We start from the raw sequence: 19,123 nt of genomic DNA on the forward strand, positions 1-19,123 counted from the left end.
GTCCGTAGGTACGGAACCTTTGTCTGAGCAAAACCCAAACATGAAGAGTAGATAAACGCGAGGAGGCGAACAGATGTTGCACTTTAGTCTGAAAAAGCAACTTTGGCGCCATGGTTTTTACATTGCAAGCCACTCCGATGCGAGCACCAACGCGATTGACCATATCGATCACCTTAAACACCGCGTTCTCGCCCGGAGCAGCCAACGTGAATTCGCCTTCACGGGGAGCCACCGAAGGGTTGTTTGCAGGCCGCCCAGATGTTCGCTAGGTTGAAAATGGGCTGCGATGACGCACCCCAAATCAACCGTTTTCCCAAACCGATCTCGATCGCGAGATCAATGAGCGTAGGTAAGATGAAAAAATTGTCGAAGCTTTTGGTAGCTGGATTGTGCGTCTCGTCGCTGACCCTGGTGGGTTGCGGACATAGTGAAGCCGTCGTGGAAGCCCCACCGGCAGACGAAGTCCAGGAGGATATTCCCGCGATGGAAGGGATGTCCGATGAGGAGTATTCCAAAGCGATGGACGCAGAAATGTAGCTCACCATCGATCCGCTACTTCGGATTGCGTGCCTAGGAATCGCCGATCGACGTTTGCTACGGATTTCCTTGAACGGACCATAGCAAACGGACTTCGGCGGAGAGGCCAAAGCCAACGCTGGGCGAGTCGCGACACTCGCCACAACTCAACAACGTACCACGAGAGTCATCCTGGGCGTCTCGCCTGACGCGGATCGGCCCGTACTTGGCAACCTACAAGGGTTAGCGAAAAGAAACCGCGACGTTGAGTCGCCAAAAACCCAGGTCGTCAAGAAAAGTTTCGCAGAGACCACATTTTTTTCTCTAATTCCGGCGAATCACACCTTTTTGCTACTCAACGGGGCCGCCGGCTCCGTTAAGGTCAGGAGGTGTGATATTTACATCCCCAGATTGATGGAGTGTTGTATGGACCGTCGGACGCGGCAAACGAAGGGTTTCACACTGGTGGAGCTTCTCGTTGTCATTGCCATTATTGGTATTCTTGTGGGCCTCTTATTGCCCGCAGTTCAGGCTGCCCGCGAGGCAGCGCGGCGAATGAGTTGTAGCAACAATTTCAAGCAGATCGGCTTGGCGATGCACAACTACCATTCCGCCTACAAACAGCTGCCGATCATGGGCGGCGGAACGGGAATCGGTTTGCAGAACAATCGTTGGTGGCAAACCGGTAACGATGCAAGTCACGAATGCAATAGCGCGTTGGTGCCCTTAACTTCGTTTTTCGAGCAACAAGGGATTTGGGATATGATCTCCAATCCCTCTACTCAAACGGTTACCGGCGGCGCGCCACCGGCAACCACCGGATTGACCAATCCACCGCGGTGGCCGGCGATGGGCCCCAACCCACGAAACTTCTCGCGCAACCCGGGCTACGTCCCTTGGGCGACCGAGATCCCAACGTTGCGTTGCCCAAGTGATCCGGGCGTTGGCTTGCCCGCATTAGGGCGAACGAACTATGCCTTGTGCATGGGGGATTCGCCACACGGTTGGCATACCAGCCTGAAAACAGGCGACTTACGCCCGGCTGGCAACGGTGCGGTGATGAACTTCAACTCGGTCAGCCGAGGCGTGTTTATGGTCCGCCGAGATGCTAAATTCCGAGACATTCTTGATGGATTGTCGAACACGATCGCGATGGGCGAAATCATCACCGACTTGGGCGACCGCGATATCCGTGCGGCAGCCTCTTGGTTGCAGCAAGGTGGTCACCTTGTCAACGACAACCCAAAGTATTGTGTTGACCAAGGCGAAATTGATCCCGAGCGTCCACGTTTTTGGTGTAGTGATTCGGCCAATTGCACCGTGCCACCACACTTGCGTCAACGTGTCTGGGACTCGCGGGGGAGTGCCTGGGCAAACTTTCGCCCACACTGCACGCAGGTCTACACCGTCTTACCGCCAAACTCGGAAGTCTGCGTTGGACGATGGATCGATGGGCCGGGAACGATGCCTCCGAGTAGTAACCACCAGGGCGGCGCTCACATCTTGATGACCGATGGTGCCGTTGTCTTCATGACCGATTCGGTCGAAGCGGGTAACCCGCGAAACGGAGCGGTGCGTCGGAATGCAGGCGGGGGCCCACGTGAACCGGGCCAAGTCAGCCCCTATGGGTTGTGGGGTTCGCTCGGCACAAAGGCTTCAAACGAAGTCATCGAGGAATCGCTGAACCAGTAGACCTGGACGACCGTGATAACAAGCGGACGATCCAAAATTGCCAGTCGCCTCGCCTGTCTTCCGACGGGCGAGGCGTTTTTTTTTTGCCCCGTTCGTTGACGTCGCACCGTTAGCGTCGGCCTATACACCGCCGGCATAGGCTTCCATTTGCCGTTTAAATTCGTCCCGGTAGGTCTGATCTTCAGTTGGAAAGATCTGCTGAAACGTATTCGAATCGGCCGCACCGTGTTGGAATCGGCGTTTTTCAAACACGGGCATTTCCACACCGGTGACATGTTTGATACCGGCGGCGACGATCTGCCCTTTGAGCGCGTACAGTTTCTGATGATCCCAGTCCGTCAGAGCGACGAACGGAACTGCCTCGGCAATTTCAATGACATCGGGTACGGCGTAAGGACTAAAACCGGTAAACCCGAATTGAGCTGCCGGCATACTGGTCCTGCTATGGCCACGACTTTGCCCACCGCTATAAACGAGCGAATGCTTGACCGCATCGACTCCCCAACCTTCCTGATACAGCATGCGGTTTCCGAGTACGCTGCGAATCGTCAATTCTGGATTGTCTTCGATCGGATAGTCTTTCAAGTTTTCGTCGCCGCCGTCGCCATCGATCAAGTACTTCCAATCAGGGTACTTCTTTCGCAATTCACGAAGCATGGCAAAGCCCATCGTCGCGGATTGCACATCCAGCGGCTTGTAGTCTTCGATCGAGGCGATCGCATCCTGCCAACGCACTTGGTCGGCGGGAACATCAATCGGCTCAAGCATCATTTCCAGATTGACCGCCTTGAGAAAACGGCGTGCCTGTTCGACATCGCCGGGTGACCCTTCGACCGCCAGGCTGAACGCCTTAATTCGCGACGGCGATTGCCCCCGTCGGCGAAGTAAATGATCGACCAGAATCAAAATTGAACCGCTATCGATCCCACCACTAAACATCACGCCAATCGGTTCTTTCTCGTCGATTGTGGCAAGGAACTGATCGATCACTTCGGCAAGGCGTTCGATGTAAGTTGCGCCAATCGCTTCAATATCTGCTGGCAAACGATTGCGTTCGGGGGCAAAGTAACGTGACAGTTTTGGATTGGGATCGGGGCATCCGACGAGCTGTAGTTCCAACAGATAATGGGCCGGAACCATCCGCGTGTAAGTCGGGTGAAATTGATCGGCCAAGCCTTCTTTCTTTAGTTGATCGACGATCTCACTGATTCGTTCGGCAATGATCAACGCCGGACCTTCGGCGCGTTTTGCCAGGAAGTATCGCATCGGACGCCCGATCGACCGGGCCATGCGAATCGTCTTCCCCTCTTGCTCGCAGATCGCGAACTGACCTCGGATGCGCCGGACCGCTTCGGGGTCGCCGCTACGAACCGCTTGGTGTGCCTCGTCGCGGGACATATTTAGGATCAGATCGCCCGCCGGATCCATCAAATTCACCACACGTTCGAGCAGTGCCGGGGCTTGACCATCGAACGCCAAATCGGAGGGCTGACTGGTTTGTTCTGACATCGAATCTGAAAGAAGGCGTACGGGTAAACTAACCTGCATGAGCTGCAAGCAAGACTTGGGTGGGCTACCCCAACTGAAATTTCTGGGAACCTCGGCAGTTTGCCCGCCAATCGTCAGTCCCCGTCATTCGCGCGAACCGGAAAAAGACGTTTCGTCCCAACCCGGGAACTAATTAGAACACCGCCCCGGTGCTTCGTCAAAACCAGAAACGAGGTTTGCCGATCGTATCAACCACGATCCGGGAATTCAGACCGACCCTCGATTCCTTTCTGCCCGAAGACGTCACGCGCCGTAGCGGTTTGGTTTGAGGTTAACCCAATGAAAGGCCAGTACCGACCGCCCAATCCCACATCTGACAAGAACGAAGGCCCACATCTGACAAGAACGAAAGCACTGCTCCGTGCGTCGCACGCTTTCGGCAAAACCTTCGATGACTTCCCCGCCGATATGGTCAACGGGTTGCTGGGGCGCCGAGGTTAAGAGGCGGCAAATCAGGGTTTGCAGGAACAGTCGCCGAGCGTCCGGCGGTCGGATCGACAAACTTGATCTCGGGGAGCGTGTCGGGACGATTGATCACCGTTGCCTCGACGATTCGATCAGGGGGGTAAGCGATTTCGTTTTTCTTCTTTTCTTTCGTCGGGTCCACGCGTTCGAGTGATCCGAGGACGTCGAAGCCTTCGATTACTCGGCCAAAGATGGTTTGCGAATGAGAGATGTGTGGCAGGGGACTGAACAAGATCGCGAATTGAGTCCCAGCGGAATTCGGCACGAAGTCTTTCGTATTGGGAACGGGCAACTTTGCCATCACAAGCGATCCATAAAGTGGCATCCGCACCGTATCACGCTTATCCTCGTCCTGTAAAAATTTCTCCGGAATCGAACTCCCGTCCCCCAGAGGGTCACCTGTGATTGCCAACACATGGTCAACGACCTGGAAAAAGTCCAAGCCGTCATAGAAACCTTCTTCAACGAGTCGAATAAAATTGGCCACCGTGGATGGAGCTTCGTTGATATAAAGCTCCACCAGAATATCGCCGCGTGTTGTCTTTAGCCGGACCTTCGGAAGATCATCCGGGTCATTATCTCGCAGCGCCTGTTCGATTTGAAACTGCTCTTTGAGTTCTTCTTGGGTGGCAAAAAGACGGCGATCGAGATCCTCCATTTCCTTCTCCGGATCCAGTTTTTCGTAGACACGCTGAGCCGTAACGAAATCACCGGTCATCGTCGCCGCCCGTGCCGTCGCAAGCGCCAAATGGACATAGGACGCGTTGTAATCGAGCAGCTTTGCCGCACCTTCCTTAGTTTCGGCATCGTAAACGCCATATTGCATTCGCTGCTGTATCATCGTGTTAACGAATTGCATCGCACTTGCATGTGGCATGAAATCGAGCAGGTCGAGGGCCGCCCGATAAGTCTTCCCTATTTGCTTTCTCGATTGATCGCGAAGTTCAATGTAGCGTGGTTGATCGTCGATGATGTGGTTGCGAATCTTGGTATGGACCACACGCATTTCCGTCACGACCTTCTTCAATTCCTCGGATTGAGATTTGAATCGCTCGAGTGCTTCCTGCCCCAGCTTGTATGTTTGCTCGTCGACTTGGCTGCGAAACATCTTCAACAGTTCGTCTTCGGTCATCTGTGCCGGATCAAAAGACGTCGGCCCATCGGATGCCGTTTCGGTGCCATGATCATGACCTTCGTGACCGGCTTGTGATTCGCCAGTCCCGGCCCCCGCCTCTGGAGGCTGAGCGGAGACGAAATGATTCAGACCGGAGAACCAGAGAATCGCAGCGACAGTGGCGACGAGCGTGAATGGTTTAAGCATCGAGTAAAACAGGCGTTCGCCGAGGAATTGAACTTTAGGATTTCGCTGTATACGCAGCATCAAGCGTCATGGTTTGCGACACTTTCGTGGCGCCCCGCGATCCCTCCTTTCTAACGGGGACGAACCGGCACGATAGCGGTGACGCAACGCATTTAAGCAGCCCACCCGACCTCTCGATCGGAGGTTCGTACTTACGGGGCTATGTTACCCAAGCTTCCACGGGGACCGATACTCGTAGTGCAACAGTTCATTGGCTTCGTCATCGTTCACGAAACGTTCTGCCTTTGCGTCCCACTCGAGGCGTCGTCCGACGGCGTGCGAAATGTTAGCGATCAAGCTCATCGTCGTGCTGCGATGACCGATTTCGATGTCGGCGTTGGGAAGATCGCGGCTCTTGATACAGTCCAGGAAATTTCTGGCGTGATCTTCCGTGAGCAGCGCGTTTCCGCCGGGCACCGATTTTTTCACCGGCTTCATTCGTGGACCGCGAGCGGCAAATTGGCCACCTGATTCCGGAACCACCTCATACTCACGTTCACTGACGTAACAAGTCCCATCGGTCCCACGCAATTCGATCTCGCCTTGCTGAATAGCTCGATTGCCGCTGGTTTCGTATTGCCCGAAGATTGCCAACCGTCCGGATTCGAATTCGAAGGTCACTTGCAACGTATCGGGAATGGTGCGGTCATCGTCGATGGCAAAGTTCCCGCCCATCGCACAAACACTCTTAGGAGCTTCGTCACCGGTACACCAGCGGATTGCGTCCAGGTAGTGAACGCCCCAGTTGCCCATTTGTGACGAGTAACTCTGCCACCACCGGAACTTGTAGGGTGCGATGTTGTCTTGATACTCGCGTTCGGGACGCGGTCCGAGCCACATGTCCCAATCGAGCGTTTGGGGTGGTTTGGATGGCATCCGCTTTCCGATCCCGTTGGGGTACATGTTGCTAGTCCGAAACGCTCGGCTGACACAGACCTTGCCGATCATGCCATCGCGGATCTGTGGCGCCAGTTCTCGATAAAGCTTGCTACTCCGGCGGTGGGTACCGACTTGGACAATCTGTCGATTACGCCGAGCCGCCTTGATCATCGCGCGGCCTTCATGAACGGTCACCGACAGTGGCTTTTCACAATACACGTCTTTGCCGGCGTCGCATGCGGAAATCGTTTGAATGGCATGCCAATGATCGGGCGTAGCGATTACGACCGCATCGATATCATCACGATCAATCACTTGGCGAAAATCTTTGTAAGCCTTCGGCCGACCGTCGAGCTTGGCGACCGCTTTGTCGAGAGCGATGGAGTCGACATCGCATACGGCAACGATTTCACAATCCTTGTGCGGCAAAAACGCATCGAGCAATTGCGTCCCGCGATTGGCCACACCGACGAATCCCAACCGGACCCGTTCATTCGGTGCCGCAATCGCGTTCGTGGCGGCGAGCGAGGCTGCGCTGGTGATCGTTCCGGCAGTAAATTGTCGACGGTTCGGCATGACATAGTCTCCGTGGTTGAACAGGCGAAATGGGGCGGGCAACGACAGGGCGGGACTGAAATCGCAACGGACGACCGTCATGATAGCCGGATTAAAAAAAGGGTGGGTCCCTGCATAGGCACCACCCTTTCGCATCAGGCTCGAATCGGTTTGACGCGTGACGACGACCGACAATTTATCCGCATACCGATGGATGCGACCTTGCCTATTGGTCGGGTTCATAGAAAACACCGCATTTCGCCCGGGACTGACGCCCCAGGCCCGGCGTGAGCGTTTTCGGACCACGCGACTCGGAGTGATCCCTAGAGATACTCGCGTTTCTTGACCAGGCCGGGCATCGGGATGCTGTACTTGCCGTCTTCGTTGGCCTTCAGTGGGGCTTCCGAATCCAGCGTCAAATCGGCGACGTTCGGCGCGAATTCATGATCGTGCTTCATGAATTCGTCCAGTGTAATTTCCTGGCCGGTGTGAGCGGCCATCCGTCCCATGCTGGTGACCGCACTGGCCATCACGCCGCGTTCGACTTCGTTGTACTGCTTGTCTTCACGGATCGCGGCGATCAGATCATCCCATTCGACTTGATACGGATTTGGTTCCGGTTGCGGATAAGCCCAAATCTCGTTTTGATCGTCCATCACTTGAGTATTAAACATTCGTGATTTCGCCGGTGTGTGCGACGCCGTCGAGATGATCGCGGACCCTTTGGTGCCATGCGCAAAACTGGCAAATTCGCGTTTACATCCCGGCACAGTTCGGCCGTCGACAAACAACTTAGCGCCGTCTTCGAAGGTGTACTCGATTGAGTAGGTATCAAAGTTTTGATCGACGCAGCCGTCGCGATAATGACGTCCACCGCAAGCGATTGCCTTCACCGGCCAAGCGTCCTTCATCCAGCAGGACTCGTCAATGTTGTGGATCAAAAAATCGCTGACCGCACCACCACTGAGCCACAAGAAGCCGTGGAAATTCTTGATTTGGAACTGCAATTCACTCAGGTCACCGGTATTCGGTTCGACGGCGGCCGTCGCTGTCGGCCCGGTCATTCGGTAGGCACGCATCATGGTGATGTCACCGATCTCGCCGTTCTTGATACGATCGTGCAATTCTTGACGAGCTTTGCAGTGACGGCACATCAACCCGACGCCGACTTTCAGATTTTTAGCGAGGGCGTCTTTATTGATTTCCAGAAACCGGGCCGAAGTTGGTGCGTCGATCGTCACCGGCTTTTCCATGAACACGTTCAAGCCGCGTTCGATTGCGTAGGTGTAGTGCACCCAACGAAATGCCGCAGGCGTAGCCAAAATCACGATATCGCCGGGTTCGAGTGCGTCCATCACTTTCTTGTACGCGTCGAAGCCAACAAACTGACGTTCTTCGGGAATGTCGACCTTGTCTTTCAGCTTACTGTCGGTCGTCAGCGACGCATGCGTGCTTTTCAATTTGTTCTCGAACACGTCGGCCAACGCGACCATTTTGACGGGTCCATTGTTCACCGAAAGCGATTGCTTCGCTGCGCCGGTTCCCCGTCCGCCACAACCAACCAATCCGACACGGATGGTATTGTCTTCGGCCGCATGAACGTTGCGTGTTGCGGCTGCGGCGATGGTCAATGCGGCGCTGGTAGCCGAGGTCTTCTTGATAAACTCACGACGATTGTTGTCTGTCATTTTTCTAGGCTCGGGGTTCAAAGCTGTGGGGGGGCGTGAGGGGAAAGGAGGGAAACGAGTGATCGGGCATCAAAATGCCCGGTTGGATACGCGCCGCATTCTGGACGTGCGCGGGATTCGATGTTCATTCCACACACCGCGATGAGATCGCGAGTGCCCGGATCATCGGGCGACGGCGGCCGCTATTCTTCGGGGTCTTTTTGCTCGGGTTCCGTTTTATCCCATTTAGCTTCGCGTTGTTCGGCGGAAGGGACATTCAAAGGTCGAACAACACGAAAACCGACGGACAAGGCGTCGGTGTGATACCAGATGCTCTTCGGGTCTTGGGGGTCCTGTTGTTTCCAATCTTCTTCGGATGCCTTGCGAGCCGCACTACGCAAGACTTCCGGATCATCGTCCCAACCGCCACCACGAACGATCCGCGGGTAAAGCGTCTTCGGAACGACCAACGGATTGAGTGTTTCTTTGATCGAGTCGTAGGGCGTGTATTGATCGAGCACCCACTCACTTACGTTGCCGTGCATGTCGTGGAGTCCCCACGGGTTTGGCTTTTTCTGGCCGACGCGTTGGTAGGTGTCATCGCTGTTGTCATAGTACCAACCATAGTCGTCGAGTTGGTCGGCATCATCGCCGAACGAGTAGGCGGTTTTCGTCCCCGCCCGGCATGCGTACTCCCATTCCGCCTCGGTCGGCAATCGATAATAACGACCGGTCTTGGCCGAAAGCCATTCGCAGTACATCCTGGCTGCGTGCTGAGTCATGCAGATCGCGGGGTAGTCTTCACGTCCCATCCCAAAGCTCATGTCGGTGTAGGGCTCGGTTGGTTTGGATACACCGTCCACGGCGATATCACGTGGCGTCTTGCCCTTCGCAAACATTCGCCGCATGCGTTGGTCAACCGACTCGTTCCAAATGTCGTACTGCTCCCAAGTGATCTCGCACTTGCCCATCCAGAACGGATCGACTTTGACGTTCCTCTGAGGCCCTTCGTCTTCGTTGCGGTCCGCTTCACTTTCGGGGCTTCCCATCAAAAATTCGCCACCGGGAATCGGAACCATCTGGATCGTCTGCTCGGTATGCTCAATCTTTTCGGCATACGGCTTCATCTCCTTTTCGTTTGTGGCGACCGCGTCCGGAACATCGATTGGCTCGACGTTACCGGCAGACGCGCCAGCGGGAGCTTCTGCGGGGACGGCCGTGGTGCATAAAAGGCAGGGGCTGACGATGCCTAACGCAAATAACAAAGTCGATCGAATCACTGCGAAGTTGATGGTCGTTGGAGGGTTCAGCGGATGACAAACGCGAAAAAATTGTCGCGTCACGAAGCGGTTTCATCCTAGTCTGTCTGAACCATCGCGGGAGGGCACCGAAGGGGCGTTGCCGAAATATTGCCCCATTGATTCGACGACTACGAAAGCAATCTCAATGGATTGGGAATGCAACGAATTTTACCAAAGCACGACAGGGGGGGCCGTCGTTTCGGCAACTTTCCTTCTGAGATACAATTTCGTCTGCACGCGGCAAACAATTCCGACGATCGGGAAAATTTACACTTCGCAATCATCGGCCGATAAACTTCGGCGACGATTTAGCAAATCGGCCATTCCAAATTGGCTCGCCCGACGACCAACCCATCGAAACAACCGAGCTGGCTTGGGGTGGCGAATCGGACAACAGCCCCGTTGCGCCGACGTCCGATTCGACGATGCCGTCGGCAACTAGATCGCACAAAAACAAAAGGGAATAAAGATGTTCAAAGGCCTCGGTAATCTCGGCAACATCGCCTCGATGATGGCCGCGTTCAAAGATCTGCCAGAGAAAATGCAGCAGCTGAATCAACAAATGCAGGCTGAGCATGTCACCGGTAAGTCCGTCTGCGGTCGAGTCGATGTGACTGTCAACTGCGTCGGTGAAGTCCAGACGGTCAACATCACCGAAGAATCGTTAACCATTGTCGAAACCGAACAGGCAACGTTGGAAGCGACCAACCAGGCCGGCGCGGCGGCGAAACAACGCTACGCCGAAGCGATTCGTGAAATGGTTGCCGACATGAATCTTGACATGCCGGGTATCGATGGCTTGTTGACATCTTTTACCGGACGATAGACGACGCGTCGTGTTACGACCGGCTGCGACTCGAACGTGACGTCGCCGCCCCCCATCCATCAACCGCTTCTCCGCCTAGCCCCGACTGGTTCGCGTGAACAAACACGAAGGCGCCGTTTCACAACTCGTCGACCTCCTCGGCCGACTGCCAGGAATCGGGCGCAAAAGCGCCGAACGATTGGCGTTCCATCTATTGCGCGTCCCCGAAGACGAAGCACTTGCATTGTCAGACGCGATCCGGCGGATTCGTAGCGACGTGCGCTATTGCTCGATGTGCTTCAATCTTTGCGAACAAGAACTCTGCTCGATCTGTCGCGACGACAGCCGCGACCAAAGTCGACTTTGCATCGTCGAACAGCCACGTGACCTGATGAGCCTGGAACAATCCAAAGCTTACAACGGCTTGTACCACGTTTTACTCGGCCGGATCGCACCACTCGACGGAATCGGCCCTGATCAGTTGACGATCGACGCCCTGGTCGATCGCGTGCGCGAAGGCAACTTCTCCGAAGTCATCATGGCAACCAACCCCACGGTTGAGGGCGACGGCACGGCACTCTATATCAGCAACCAGCTTAGCGAATATCCTGTCCAGATGACGCGTCTGGCACGGGGGATCACCGCCGGCAGCGTGCTCGAATACGCCAATCGCGAAATGATCGCCGACGCGCTCTCCGGCCGGCAGAAACTGTAATCCGACTGGGGCGGACGAGGGGTTTTCCCGCGATCGAACATTTCCCGCTCGCGGCGCGTCGTGGCTGCTTCCAGAGTTCAAGCGTTCCCTGAATTCGAAATTACAGCGTGACTTCAACGTTCCCCTCGGAAGTCCCACTCATGTCACTGCGACCGATAATGTCGCGACACTTAGGTAAATTCGGGGCATTGAGGCACGATCGGGTGCGTGAACGACGTGATTGTCCGCTTCGCAGGACTTTTTCAATTGAACTTGCCGAAATCGGCGAAAGTTTGGCACAAGATATGCTCGCCAACTCGCGAAAAACGGATATCATGGAAGTGACTCGGCGGACGCCAAGCTCGCCCATGGTTTTGACTACAGGACTTAGGCGAGGGCGCATCCCTCCACGCAAAGACATAAATTCATGAGCGGAATGCGAATGTCGATGGGCCTTCAGGCCCGATTGGTGCAAACTCAAAAGCTGGCTCCACGGATGATCCAGTCGATGGAGATCTTGCAGTTGCCGATGCTGGCGCTTCAAGAACGCATCGAACAGGAAATGAACGAGAATCCGTTGCTGGAGCAACAGGAAGGGGACACGATGGGCGTCGACGACGTCGATGACATCAATCCCCGCGACAACCGAAGTGAAGACGAAAAGGAATTGGTGGTCCGCGATAGCGGTGACAATTCCGAAGACTTCGAGCGTTTGCAAAACATGGTGTCGGAACTGCCGAGCACGTTTGACGATTCGTTTCGGCGCTCGTCCAACCGCATGCAAGAAGAAGCGGACCGGCGGCACGACATGATGGCAAACGCCCAGTCGCGCCCCGAATCATTGAACGATTTTTTGCTGCATCAACTCGCCGAATTAGATATCGACGACGAAGTCGAACGGGTTGCCGAGCGGATCATCAGCACCCTCGATGCCCGCGACGGCGGTTACTTGCGAACGCCGCTGGCCGACCTGTTGCCCAGCGATCACTCCGCCGAACAATTTGCCGTCGCCGAAGAAGCCTTGCGAGTTGTCCAATCGCTCGAACCGGTAGGAATTGCAGCGCGCAGCTTGAGCGAATGCCTTCTCATGCAGCTTCGCCCTGAATTCGAACACTTCGAAGAAATGCAAAAGCTAATCGGCGAGCACCTTGAGGACTTGGCCGCCAACCGCTTACCACAGATCCAGAAGGCGACGGGGTATTCGATTGACCTGATCCAAACCGTCCGCGAAGAACTGCAAGTGCTGAATCCAAAACCAGGCGCGGCGTTCATGGAAACATATGTGCCCAACGTGACGCCCGATATCATTCTCGAACAGGATGACAACGGCGACTACAAAATTCGCTTGGATGACGATCGCGTTCCGATGCTGCGAATTAGCGAGTACTACCGACGTCGGTTGCAAGACCCAACGTGTAGCAACGAAGAACGCGAGTACATCAAACGAAAAATTAACGGCGCCCAATGGCTGATCGAATCAATCGAACAACGACGTAGCACGCTCACAAAAGTTGCCGAAGCGATCGTCGAACACCAAAAGAAGTTCTTCGAAGATGGCCCCGAGGCGATCGAGCCGCTAAAGATGCAGCAAATCGCCGAGAAGGTAGGCGTCCACGTGACGACGGTTAGTCGGGCGGTCAATGACAAATGGATGCAAACGCCCCGCGGGATCATCCCCTTGCATCGCCTATTCGTCGGCGGCACTCAAACCGAAGACGGTGAAGATGTTGCCTGGGATACCATTCGGCTTAAACTGCAAGAGCTCATTGACAACGAAGATAAAAGCGATCCGCTGAGCGACGAGAGCCTGGTCAAAAAACTTGCCGAAGAGGGCATGACCGTGGCACGACGAACGGTCACTAAATACCGAAAGCGAATGGGTATCCCCAGTAGTCGCCAACGGAAGGATTGGTCACTGGCGAAAAAGTAATACGAACGGATTGAATGTCGATGGATGAAAAACGGAAGGACGGAAAAGAGAGCAATTCTGTGCCTTCGGAGGAAACGACAGCCGCCGCGAACGGCGGCCAATCCGAACCGCTCGGTTTTGCCCACGCCGCGGTGAAGGTCAAAACATTCCCTCAAACACCCGGCGTGTACCTGATGAAGGACATCGCCGGACGCGTGATCTATGTCGGCAAGGCGAAGAACCTACGCAGCCGAGCCGGCAGCTACTTTCTCAAGGCTGCCGCAGAAGACGCTCGCACCGCAGGTTGGATCGGTGACATCGCCGACATTGACTTCATGGACTGTGACAGCGAAGTCGACGCGCTGCTGATGGAGTCTCGGCTGATCAAAGACATCCAGCCGAAGAACAACAAAGAACTCAAAGACGACAAGACATTCCCGTATCTCATGATCACCACGCGCGAGGATTTTCCGCGTGTCGAGGTCACACGGGAACCGAAAGCGAAAGGCGTCAAGCTTTATGGCCCGTTCCCAAGCGCCGGTGCACTCCGTGGTGCGATCCAAGTCTTACAGCGGATCTTCAAATTCCGCACTTGTTCACTTGACATCGCCGAAGCTGACGAGCAGTGGAAATGGTTTCGTCCATGCTTGCTGGCCAGTATCAATCAGTGCACCGCTCCATGCAATTTAAGAATTAGCAAGGACGAATATCGTCGCGATATCAAGCGACTGCAAACGTTTCTCGATGGCGGTAAGAAACGACTGCTTAAAGAAATGCGCGACGAGATGATGGCCGCCAGCAAACAACTTGATTTTGAAAGAGCGGCGGTCTTACGCGACGAGCTGAAGATGCTCGAACGATTAGAGGAACGCGGTGAACTTGACACCCACGCTCAGCCAGAAGTGTTTTACATCGATCCCAAGAAAGGTCTCGCCGGTTTGCGCAAAGTCCTGGGCCTTAGCGAAACACCACGCGTGATCGAAGGAATGGATATCGCCCACCTTGGCGGCGGCGAAACAGTCGCCAGCCTCGTTCAGTTCATCGATGGATTGCCGTTCAAACCCGGCTATCGACGGTTCAAGATTAAAGACGTCGATGGCATCGATGATTTTCGCAGCATGTACGAAGTTGTCTCGCGCCGATTCCGACGCCTATCCGATGAAAGCGAAGCATTCCCCGACATACTTCTCATCGATGGCGGGAAAGGCCAATTGAATTCGGCGATGGCCGCTTTCCGCGACCAGGAGATCACGCCACCGACCGTCATCTCGCTTGCCAAGCGTGAAGAGGAAATTTTTCGCCCCGGTATCAGCGAGCCGTTGCGGTTGAGCAAGAATTCGTTCGCCTTGAGATTACTGCAGTACGTCCGAGACGAGTCGCACCGATTCGCACAACACTACCACCACATGCTCCGAAATAAGTCAACGTTTCAGCGATAGGACGTCATTGCGATCGACGTCCGATGCCTCAGATCAGACACAGTGCTGGCGACGCGAGAGCCGCCGAAGCGATGAAAGTTAAATCGAAAGCCCCTCAACGAGTTTCCGCAATCTATCACCGGAAACTGACAACACGCTACCCAGCCACGGTCGGCGCGACGGGTGTAATTTCCCAGCCGGCGCGATAATCGCGTTTCAGATACCGATTGGCATCCGGATGGTTTGGGAACTCCATCGCTTGCCCATCCCATTGCAACGCTTGACCGCGAAACCGAACGGCAACGTTTCCTAATAAGACAGCTTCGGTTAGCGGCCCGCCATATTCAAATCCATCCGATGGTTGTTCGCCGGACAATATCCCGTCGACCCAGCCGTGGTAATGATTCTGACCGGGGAGCTCTTGTAACGACGCCGCGTTGCTTAGATAACACGCGCCGACGTGTGGGATGACCATCGTTGCTTTTTCGCCGATCAATATCGAGCCACTTTTGGGAAACGCGTGGTCGGAGGGAAAGCCGGTGCCACGATGGCTCGGTTGCCGACCACCGTCGTACCAAGTGACATTAAGAGTGTTCCCGACGGTCATCTCATTTCCGGGAAATACATACCGAACGGTGTTTTGGGCCGGCCAAACTTCTTCGTTCATACCGCTGTGATCGGCAGTGATGCTTGTCGGAGCCTTCTTGATATTCAGGGCCGTGAAAACTGGATCAAGAATATGGCATCCGAAATCGCCGAGAGCCCCGTTGCCAAAATCCTGCCAGTCTCGCCAGCCCCATGGATGATAGACCTTCCATTCGCCGAACGGGCGTTCCTGGGCAACCCCGAGCCATTTGTCCCAGTCGAGCGTGCTCGGGATCGCCGCGTTCGTCTTCGGGCGATCGATGTGGAATGACTTTCCGTGCCCTGTCGCCGAACACCAACTGTGAACTTCGTTTACCTTGCCGATCGCACCATTTTGAACCGCATGTGCGGCGGTACGGTAAAATTGATGCGAATGGATCTGATTGCCAAGCCGCGTGATCAAGCCACTTTGCTTGGCCAACATGCTCATCTGTCGTGCTTCCCAAACGTTATGCGTGAGTGGTTTTTGGCAATAGCAATGCTTGCCCTGACGCATCGCTTCGATCCCGATGAACGCGTGCATATGATCGGGTGTTGAAACCGTAACGGCATCAATTTTCTCCCCTTGCTTGGCGAGCATCTCACGAAAATCTTGGAACACGGGTGCGTCGGGACTGAGCTTTGCAATCCGCTGCGTTCGCGCAAGATCCACATCACAAAACGCCACCAATTTCGTCTTCTGATGGCCGTGCATTTCGCTAAGGTCCGAGTAGCCTTTACCATCGCACCCAATGCCGGCGATCTGCACTCTTGAATTGAGATTCTGGCCACGAACAATCGCAGGAGCTGCCACGGTCGCGGCGGCACTGACTAAGAAACGACGGCGCTTCATCAGGGTAAATCCTTGAAGGTGGGATAACAGTGGGGCCTTGAACTGATCCGTAATACGTGAGCCCAAGCCATCCGTTTTCGGATCGGTTCTCCGTCGAAACATTGTTCCCAATCAAGGGCGTGACGTACTTTGCTAATTTGTAATGACAACCAGCTTGAACGTCCGTCGGCTGAGCAACCGAATCCAATATCGCGTTTCGACAAAGCAGCAGGTGAGATAGCGCCATAGTCTAACAACGCCGCCGCCCCCGTGGTTGCTCGGCGGAAGCTCAATACAAAATGGAGTAAGCCGTCTCGATAAAACGCGAGCGGAGCTGATAATCGTCGGATAATGTTGCGAGCAGCAGCGATTTTACAAAAAAAATTCCTGACCGTTTCGGATGACTTTGGGCCGCTGAAACGCCAGTCGAAGAGCTGTAGGCGCGAATCCGTTCAGAACGCTCAGCCAAAAACGACCAAAACTTTGCTGGCAAATTGCACGTCTAAATCCCCGTCGTGAAACTGGTGTTGGAGGTTTTGCGACCAGGGCATAGACTCTGCGTATTCAACCGTTTGGCGGGGCAACCCGCCACGATCTGGGATTCAGATTCGGCGCCTTTTGGCCAAGCGGTTGATCACAATGGGGCAGCGGATGCAAGATGCATTCGCTATTGAGTCGCATGATGCGATCGAATTGAGATGGAATTTATTTCGACTCGGATGTCGGCTCTTATTAAAACCCCAGTGGGTCTCTGGATTGAGGCTCACTGGGGTTTTTTCTTTGCCATGCCATCGATATAGCGAAGGCAACGAGTGCTTCGTTAATCATTGAAATTAGGGTTAGCCGCAGAGCGTTCGCAACAGCTTCGGCGCGATCCCCCCGGGGCAAACAACCGTTGGCTGATGAGCCAAACACGACCATTTGGTCTCGACGGAGCAGGAGCTTTAGCCGCTGATGTTCAAACAGTGCTTGTCAACTAAGCGTTGCGCGTCCGACTTTGAGAGCGGCTTGATGACATAGTCTTTGACAAAATCATAACCATGGGCTCGTTCCACATCGTCTTCGAAACTGGACGACGTGTACATGCTCACGATCACTTCCCGATTCGATTCAGCACCGAAGTGATCTTTGATTGCTGATAAGACGTCGAACCCATCCAGACGCGGCATGTTGATGTCGAGGAGTACGAGAATTGGCGGCGGTGTTGTGCCAATTTCAATCTCCCGAGACTTCGCATCGGTGAACTTTTCCAGAAAATGATCGCCCGCACGAAACTCCACAACGTCGATGTCATAATCGAGCATCTCAATGACGCGTTTGGCGAGGTATCGATCATGTTCGCTGTCATCGACCACAACGATCGGAATTGCCATAGTTGGCCTATTGAAAACTTGTTTCTGGTTGAGGAAGGGTCAGGGTAAAAATGGTCACTCCATTTTCGCATTTGACCTCCAAGGTTCCATCGAGCTGCTGGGCGTTTTTTAAAGAGATCGCCAAGCCCAGACCGCTCCCCGCAATCATACTTTCTGCGACACGCTCGAATGGTTTAAAAACCCTGTCAAAATGCTCCGCAGCAATTCCAATGCCATTATCGACCACTTTCAACCGAAATTCTCCCGGCATCTGCTCCGTAATGACCCTCACGAAGGGAGCGGACTGACCGGTATCCCGAAATTTAATCGCATTGGAAAGCAGGTTCTCGACAATCGTTGTAAACCGAGCTGGCACCGTGTGTACCGGTTTCGAATGTCCCCACTGGGTTTCTAAGCGAACTGACGCGGGCCGAAGGTCCGCCCAAATCGAGGGCAGATGAGACTCAACGTCCAATTCAGTCCACTCGGCTGCCACCGAATCGGCTTGTGCGAGTTGCAGTGTATTTTCAATCCTGTCCGCTAGCAATTGTACCAAATCAACACACTTGTCCAAATTATGGCGAACTTCGTGTAGCGCGTCGCTTTCGATATCAACTTGACACAAATGAAGCAGCCCGAGAACCGACGTGAGTGGCGACTTCAAGTCATGCGAAGCGCTGTAGGCAAATTGGGCGAGCTCTTCGTTAAGTTGCTTTAGCTGCGCATGGCTGTCTCGAATCCGATCTTCTCGAGCCTTTCGATCGGTGATATCAAGCACGGTTGCCATCGTCGAATGACCGCCAGGCAAGTGGATCGGGGTCAAGGTAATCTCCACGGGAAATTCGCTCCCGTCACTCCGCAAGCCGTACAAATCTCGCCCGACCCCCATGCCGCGTGAACTGTGGTCGGAAAGATAGCCCGTTCGATACACGGGATGCTTGCGACGATAACGCTCTGGGACCAACAACTCGATTGACATCCCCAGAAGTTGATCCGGTTGATAGCGAAACATCGTCCCGGCGCGATGGTTTGTAAGCTCGATGATCCCCTTCTCGTTGACTTGGATCATCGCGCTCGATGCGGCGTTGAGTGCTCGACTGATAAATGCCTCACGACTCTTCCGCTCTCGGATATCAAGGACTGTCGCGAGCACCATCGGGCGGTGGTTCATCGTCAGATGATCGAGCCCGATTTCGACGGGGACCAGTGATCCGTCCTTGTGAACTCCAAATAGATCGCGTCCGGCTCCCATCTGACGACTGGTGGGGATCTCGAAGAACGCGTTTCTAAGCTCCTCGTGGTAGCGACGCACATTTCTAGGCACCAAGATTTCTAATTGCTGCCCGTGAAGCTCGCCGCGTTCGTAGCCGAACAACTCGTCAAGCCTGCGATTTGATTTTTCGATCACGCCATCGGCTGCCACCAGCAACAGCGGAACCGGACTGAACTCCGCATCAATCACAAACCGGTTGTGATCATCCATCTATTCTTGCAACCACGTGTGTT

Annotated in this window: 14 protein-coding genes; 6 read left to right on the plus strand and 8 right to left on the minus strand. The window is 54.5% G+C overall.

From position 1 onward, the window contains the following. Nucleotides 1-354 precede the first annotated feature (354 nt). On the plus strand, nucleotides 355-537 hold the full coding sequence (locus FYC48_RS13240) for an outer membrane protein assembly factor BamD (protein ID WP_149497192.1): 183 nt from the start codon (nucleotides 355-357) through the stop codon (nucleotides 535-537). Nucleotides 538-942: 405 nt separating this feature from the next. After that, nucleotides 943-2,208 (plus strand): DUF1559 domain-containing protein, encoded by a 1,266-nt coding sequence (locus tag FYC48_RS13245; RefSeq protein ID WP_149497193.1) that lies wholly within the window; start codon nucleotides 943-945, stop codon nucleotides 2,206-2,208. A gap of 120 nt (nucleotides 2,209-2,328) precedes the next feature. On the opposite strand, the gene FYC48_RS13250 is transcribed toward FYC48_RS13245, so the two are convergent. The 5 genes from FYC48_RS13250 to FYC48_RS13270 all read right to left on the minus strand — a co-directional run bounded on the left by FYC48_RS13250 (nucleotide 2,329) and on the right by FYC48_RS13270 (nucleotide 9,962). After that, nucleotides 2,329-3,717 (minus strand): asparagine synthase-related protein, encoded by a 1,389-nt coding sequence (locus FYC48_RS13250; protein WP_149497194.1) that lies wholly within the window; start codon nucleotides 3,715-3,717, stop codon nucleotides 2,329-2,331. 451 nt (nucleotides 3,718-4,168) lie between these two features. Beyond that, on the minus strand, nucleotides 4,169-5,602 hold the full coding sequence (locus FYC48_RS13255) for a peptidylprolyl isomerase (RefSeq protein WP_149497195.1): 1,434 nt from the start codon (nucleotides 5,600-5,602) through the stop codon (nucleotides 4,169-4,171). Between the two features lie 144 nt (nucleotides 5,603-5,746). Further along, a complete protein-coding gene (locus tag FYC48_RS13260; protein WP_235034238.1) occupies nucleotides 5,747-7,258 on the minus strand; it encodes a Gfo/Idh/MocA family protein in 1,512 nt (503 codons plus the stop codon). An 80-nt stretch (nucleotides 7,259-7,338) separates the two neighbouring features. Beyond that, nucleotides 7,339-8,703, minus strand: a complete 1,365-nt coding sequence (locus FYC48_RS13265; RefSeq protein WP_149497196.1) for a Gfo/Idh/MocA family protein — start codon at nucleotides 8,701-8,703, stop codon at nucleotides 7,339-7,341. 182 nt (nucleotides 8,704-8,885) lie between these two features. Beyond that, on the minus strand, nucleotides 8,886-9,962 hold the full coding sequence (locus FYC48_RS13270) for a formylglycine-generating enzyme family protein (protein WP_235034239.1): 1,077 nt from the start codon (nucleotides 9,960-9,962) through the stop codon (nucleotides 8,886-8,888). A gap of 490 nt (nucleotides 9,963-10,452) precedes the next feature. Between FYC48_RS13270 and FYC48_RS13275 the strand changes: the two genes are divergently transcribed. The 4 genes from FYC48_RS13275 to FYC48_RS13290 all read left to right on the plus strand — a co-directional run bounded on the left by FYC48_RS13275 (nucleotide 10,453) and on the right by FYC48_RS13290 (nucleotide 14,830). Next, nucleotides 10,453-10,809, plus strand: coding sequence for a YbaB/EbfC family nucleoid-associated protein (locus FYC48_RS13275; protein WP_149497197.1), 357 nt, complete (start codon nucleotides 10,453-10,455; stop codon nucleotides 10,807-10,809). 94 nt (nucleotides 10,810-10,903) lie between these two features. Further along, nucleotides 10,904-11,503 carry a recombination mediator RecR gene (recR, locus tag FYC48_RS13280; protein WP_149497198.1) on the plus strand — a complete coding sequence of 200 codons (600 nt, stop codon included), beginning with the start codon at nucleotides 10,904-10,906 and terminating at the stop codon, nucleotides 11,501-11,503. Nucleotides 11,504-11,909: 406 nt separating this feature from the next. Continuing rightward, the gene (gene rpoN, locus FYC48_RS13285) at nucleotides 11,910-13,412 is read left to right on the plus strand and encodes an RNA polymerase factor sigma-54 (RefSeq protein ID WP_441347157.1); all 1,503 of its coding nucleotides are present in this window, start codon (nucleotides 11,910-11,912) and stop codon (nucleotides 13,410-13,412) included. Nucleotides 13,413-13,432: 20 nt separating this feature from the next. Beyond that, nucleotides 13,433-14,830 carry an excinuclease ABC subunit UvrC gene (locus FYC48_RS13290; RefSeq protein WP_149497199.1) on the plus strand — a complete coding sequence of 466 codons (1,398 nt, stop codon included), beginning with the start codon at nucleotides 13,433-13,435 and terminating at the stop codon, nucleotides 14,828-14,830. A gap of 136 nt (nucleotides 14,831-14,966) precedes the next feature. On the opposite strand, the gene FYC48_RS13295 is transcribed toward FYC48_RS13290, so the two are convergent. The 3 genes from FYC48_RS13295 to FYC48_RS13305 form a co-directional block, all read right to left on the minus strand. Beyond that, complete coding sequence (locus tag FYC48_RS13295; RefSeq protein WP_149497200.1) at nucleotides 14,967-16,286, minus strand: Gfo/Idh/MocA family protein; 1,320 nt, start codon at nucleotides 16,284-16,286, stop codon at nucleotides 14,967-14,969. 923 nt (nucleotides 16,287-17,209) lie between these two features. Further along, nucleotides 17,210-17,638 (minus strand): response regulator, encoded by a 429-nt coding sequence (locus tag FYC48_RS13300; protein ID WP_149497201.1) that lies wholly within the window; start codon nucleotides 17,636-17,638, stop codon nucleotides 17,210-17,212. Between the two features lie 7 nt (nucleotides 17,639-17,645). Beyond that, the gene (locus FYC48_RS13305; protein WP_149497202.1) at nucleotides 17,646-19,100 is read right to left on the minus strand and encodes a sensor histidine kinase; all 1,455 of its coding nucleotides are present in this window, start codon (nucleotides 19,098-19,100) and stop codon (nucleotides 17,646-17,648) included. Nucleotides 19,101-19,123: the final 23 nt, after the last annotated feature.

The organism is Roseiconus lacunae (assembly GCF_008312935.1).
GTDB lineage: Bacteria > Planctomycetota > Planctomycetia > Pirellulales > Pirellulaceae > Stieleria > Stieleria lacunae.

Bases quoted from the DNA above. Each gene is read 5' to 3' on its own strand.
- FYC48_RS13240 (WP_149497192.1), top strand. From the start codon at position 355: ATGAAAAAATTGTCGAAGCTTTTGGTAGCTGGATTGTGCGTCTCGTCG.
- FYC48_RS13245 (WP_149497193.1), top strand. From the start codon at position 943: ATGGACCGTCGGACGCGGCAAACGAAGGGTTTCACACTGGTGGAGCTT.
- FYC48_RS13250 (WP_149497194.1), bottom strand. From the start codon at position 3,717: ATGTCAGAACAAACCAGTCAGCCCTCCGATTTGGCGTTCGATGGTCAA.
- FYC48_RS13255 (WP_149497195.1), bottom strand. From the start codon at position 5,602: ATGCTGCGTATACAGCGAAATCCTAAAGTTCAATTCCTCGGCGAACGC.
- FYC48_RS13260 (WP_235034238.1), bottom strand. From the start codon at position 7,258: ATGAACCCGACCAATAGGCAAGGTCGCATCCATCGGTATGCGGATAAA.
- FYC48_RS13265 (WP_149497196.1), bottom strand. From the start codon at position 8,703: ATGACAGACAACAATCGTCGTGAGTTTATCAAGAAGACCTCGGCTACC.
- FYC48_RS13275 (WP_149497197.1), top strand. From the start codon at position 10,453: ATGTTCAAAGGCCTCGGTAATCTCGGCAACATCGCCTCGATGATGGCC.
- rpoN (WP_441347157.1), top strand. From the start codon at position 11,910: ATGAGCGGAATGCGAATGTCGATGGGCCTTCAGGCCCGATTGGTGCAA.
- FYC48_RS13290 (WP_149497199.1), top strand. From the start codon at position 13,433: ATGGATGAAAAACGGAAGGACGGAAAAGAGAGCAATTCTGTGCCTTCG.
- FYC48_RS13295 (WP_149497200.1), bottom strand. From the start codon at position 16,286: ATGAAGCGCCGTCGTTTCTTAGTCAGTGCCGCCGCGACCGTGGCAGCT.
- FYC48_RS13300 (WP_149497201.1), bottom strand. From the start codon at position 17,638: ATGGCAATTCCGATCGTTGTGGTCGATGACAGCGAACATGATCGATAC.
- FYC48_RS13305 (WP_149497202.1), bottom strand. From the start codon at position 19,100: ATGGATGATCACAACCGGTTTGTGATTGATGCGGAGTTCAGTCCGGTT.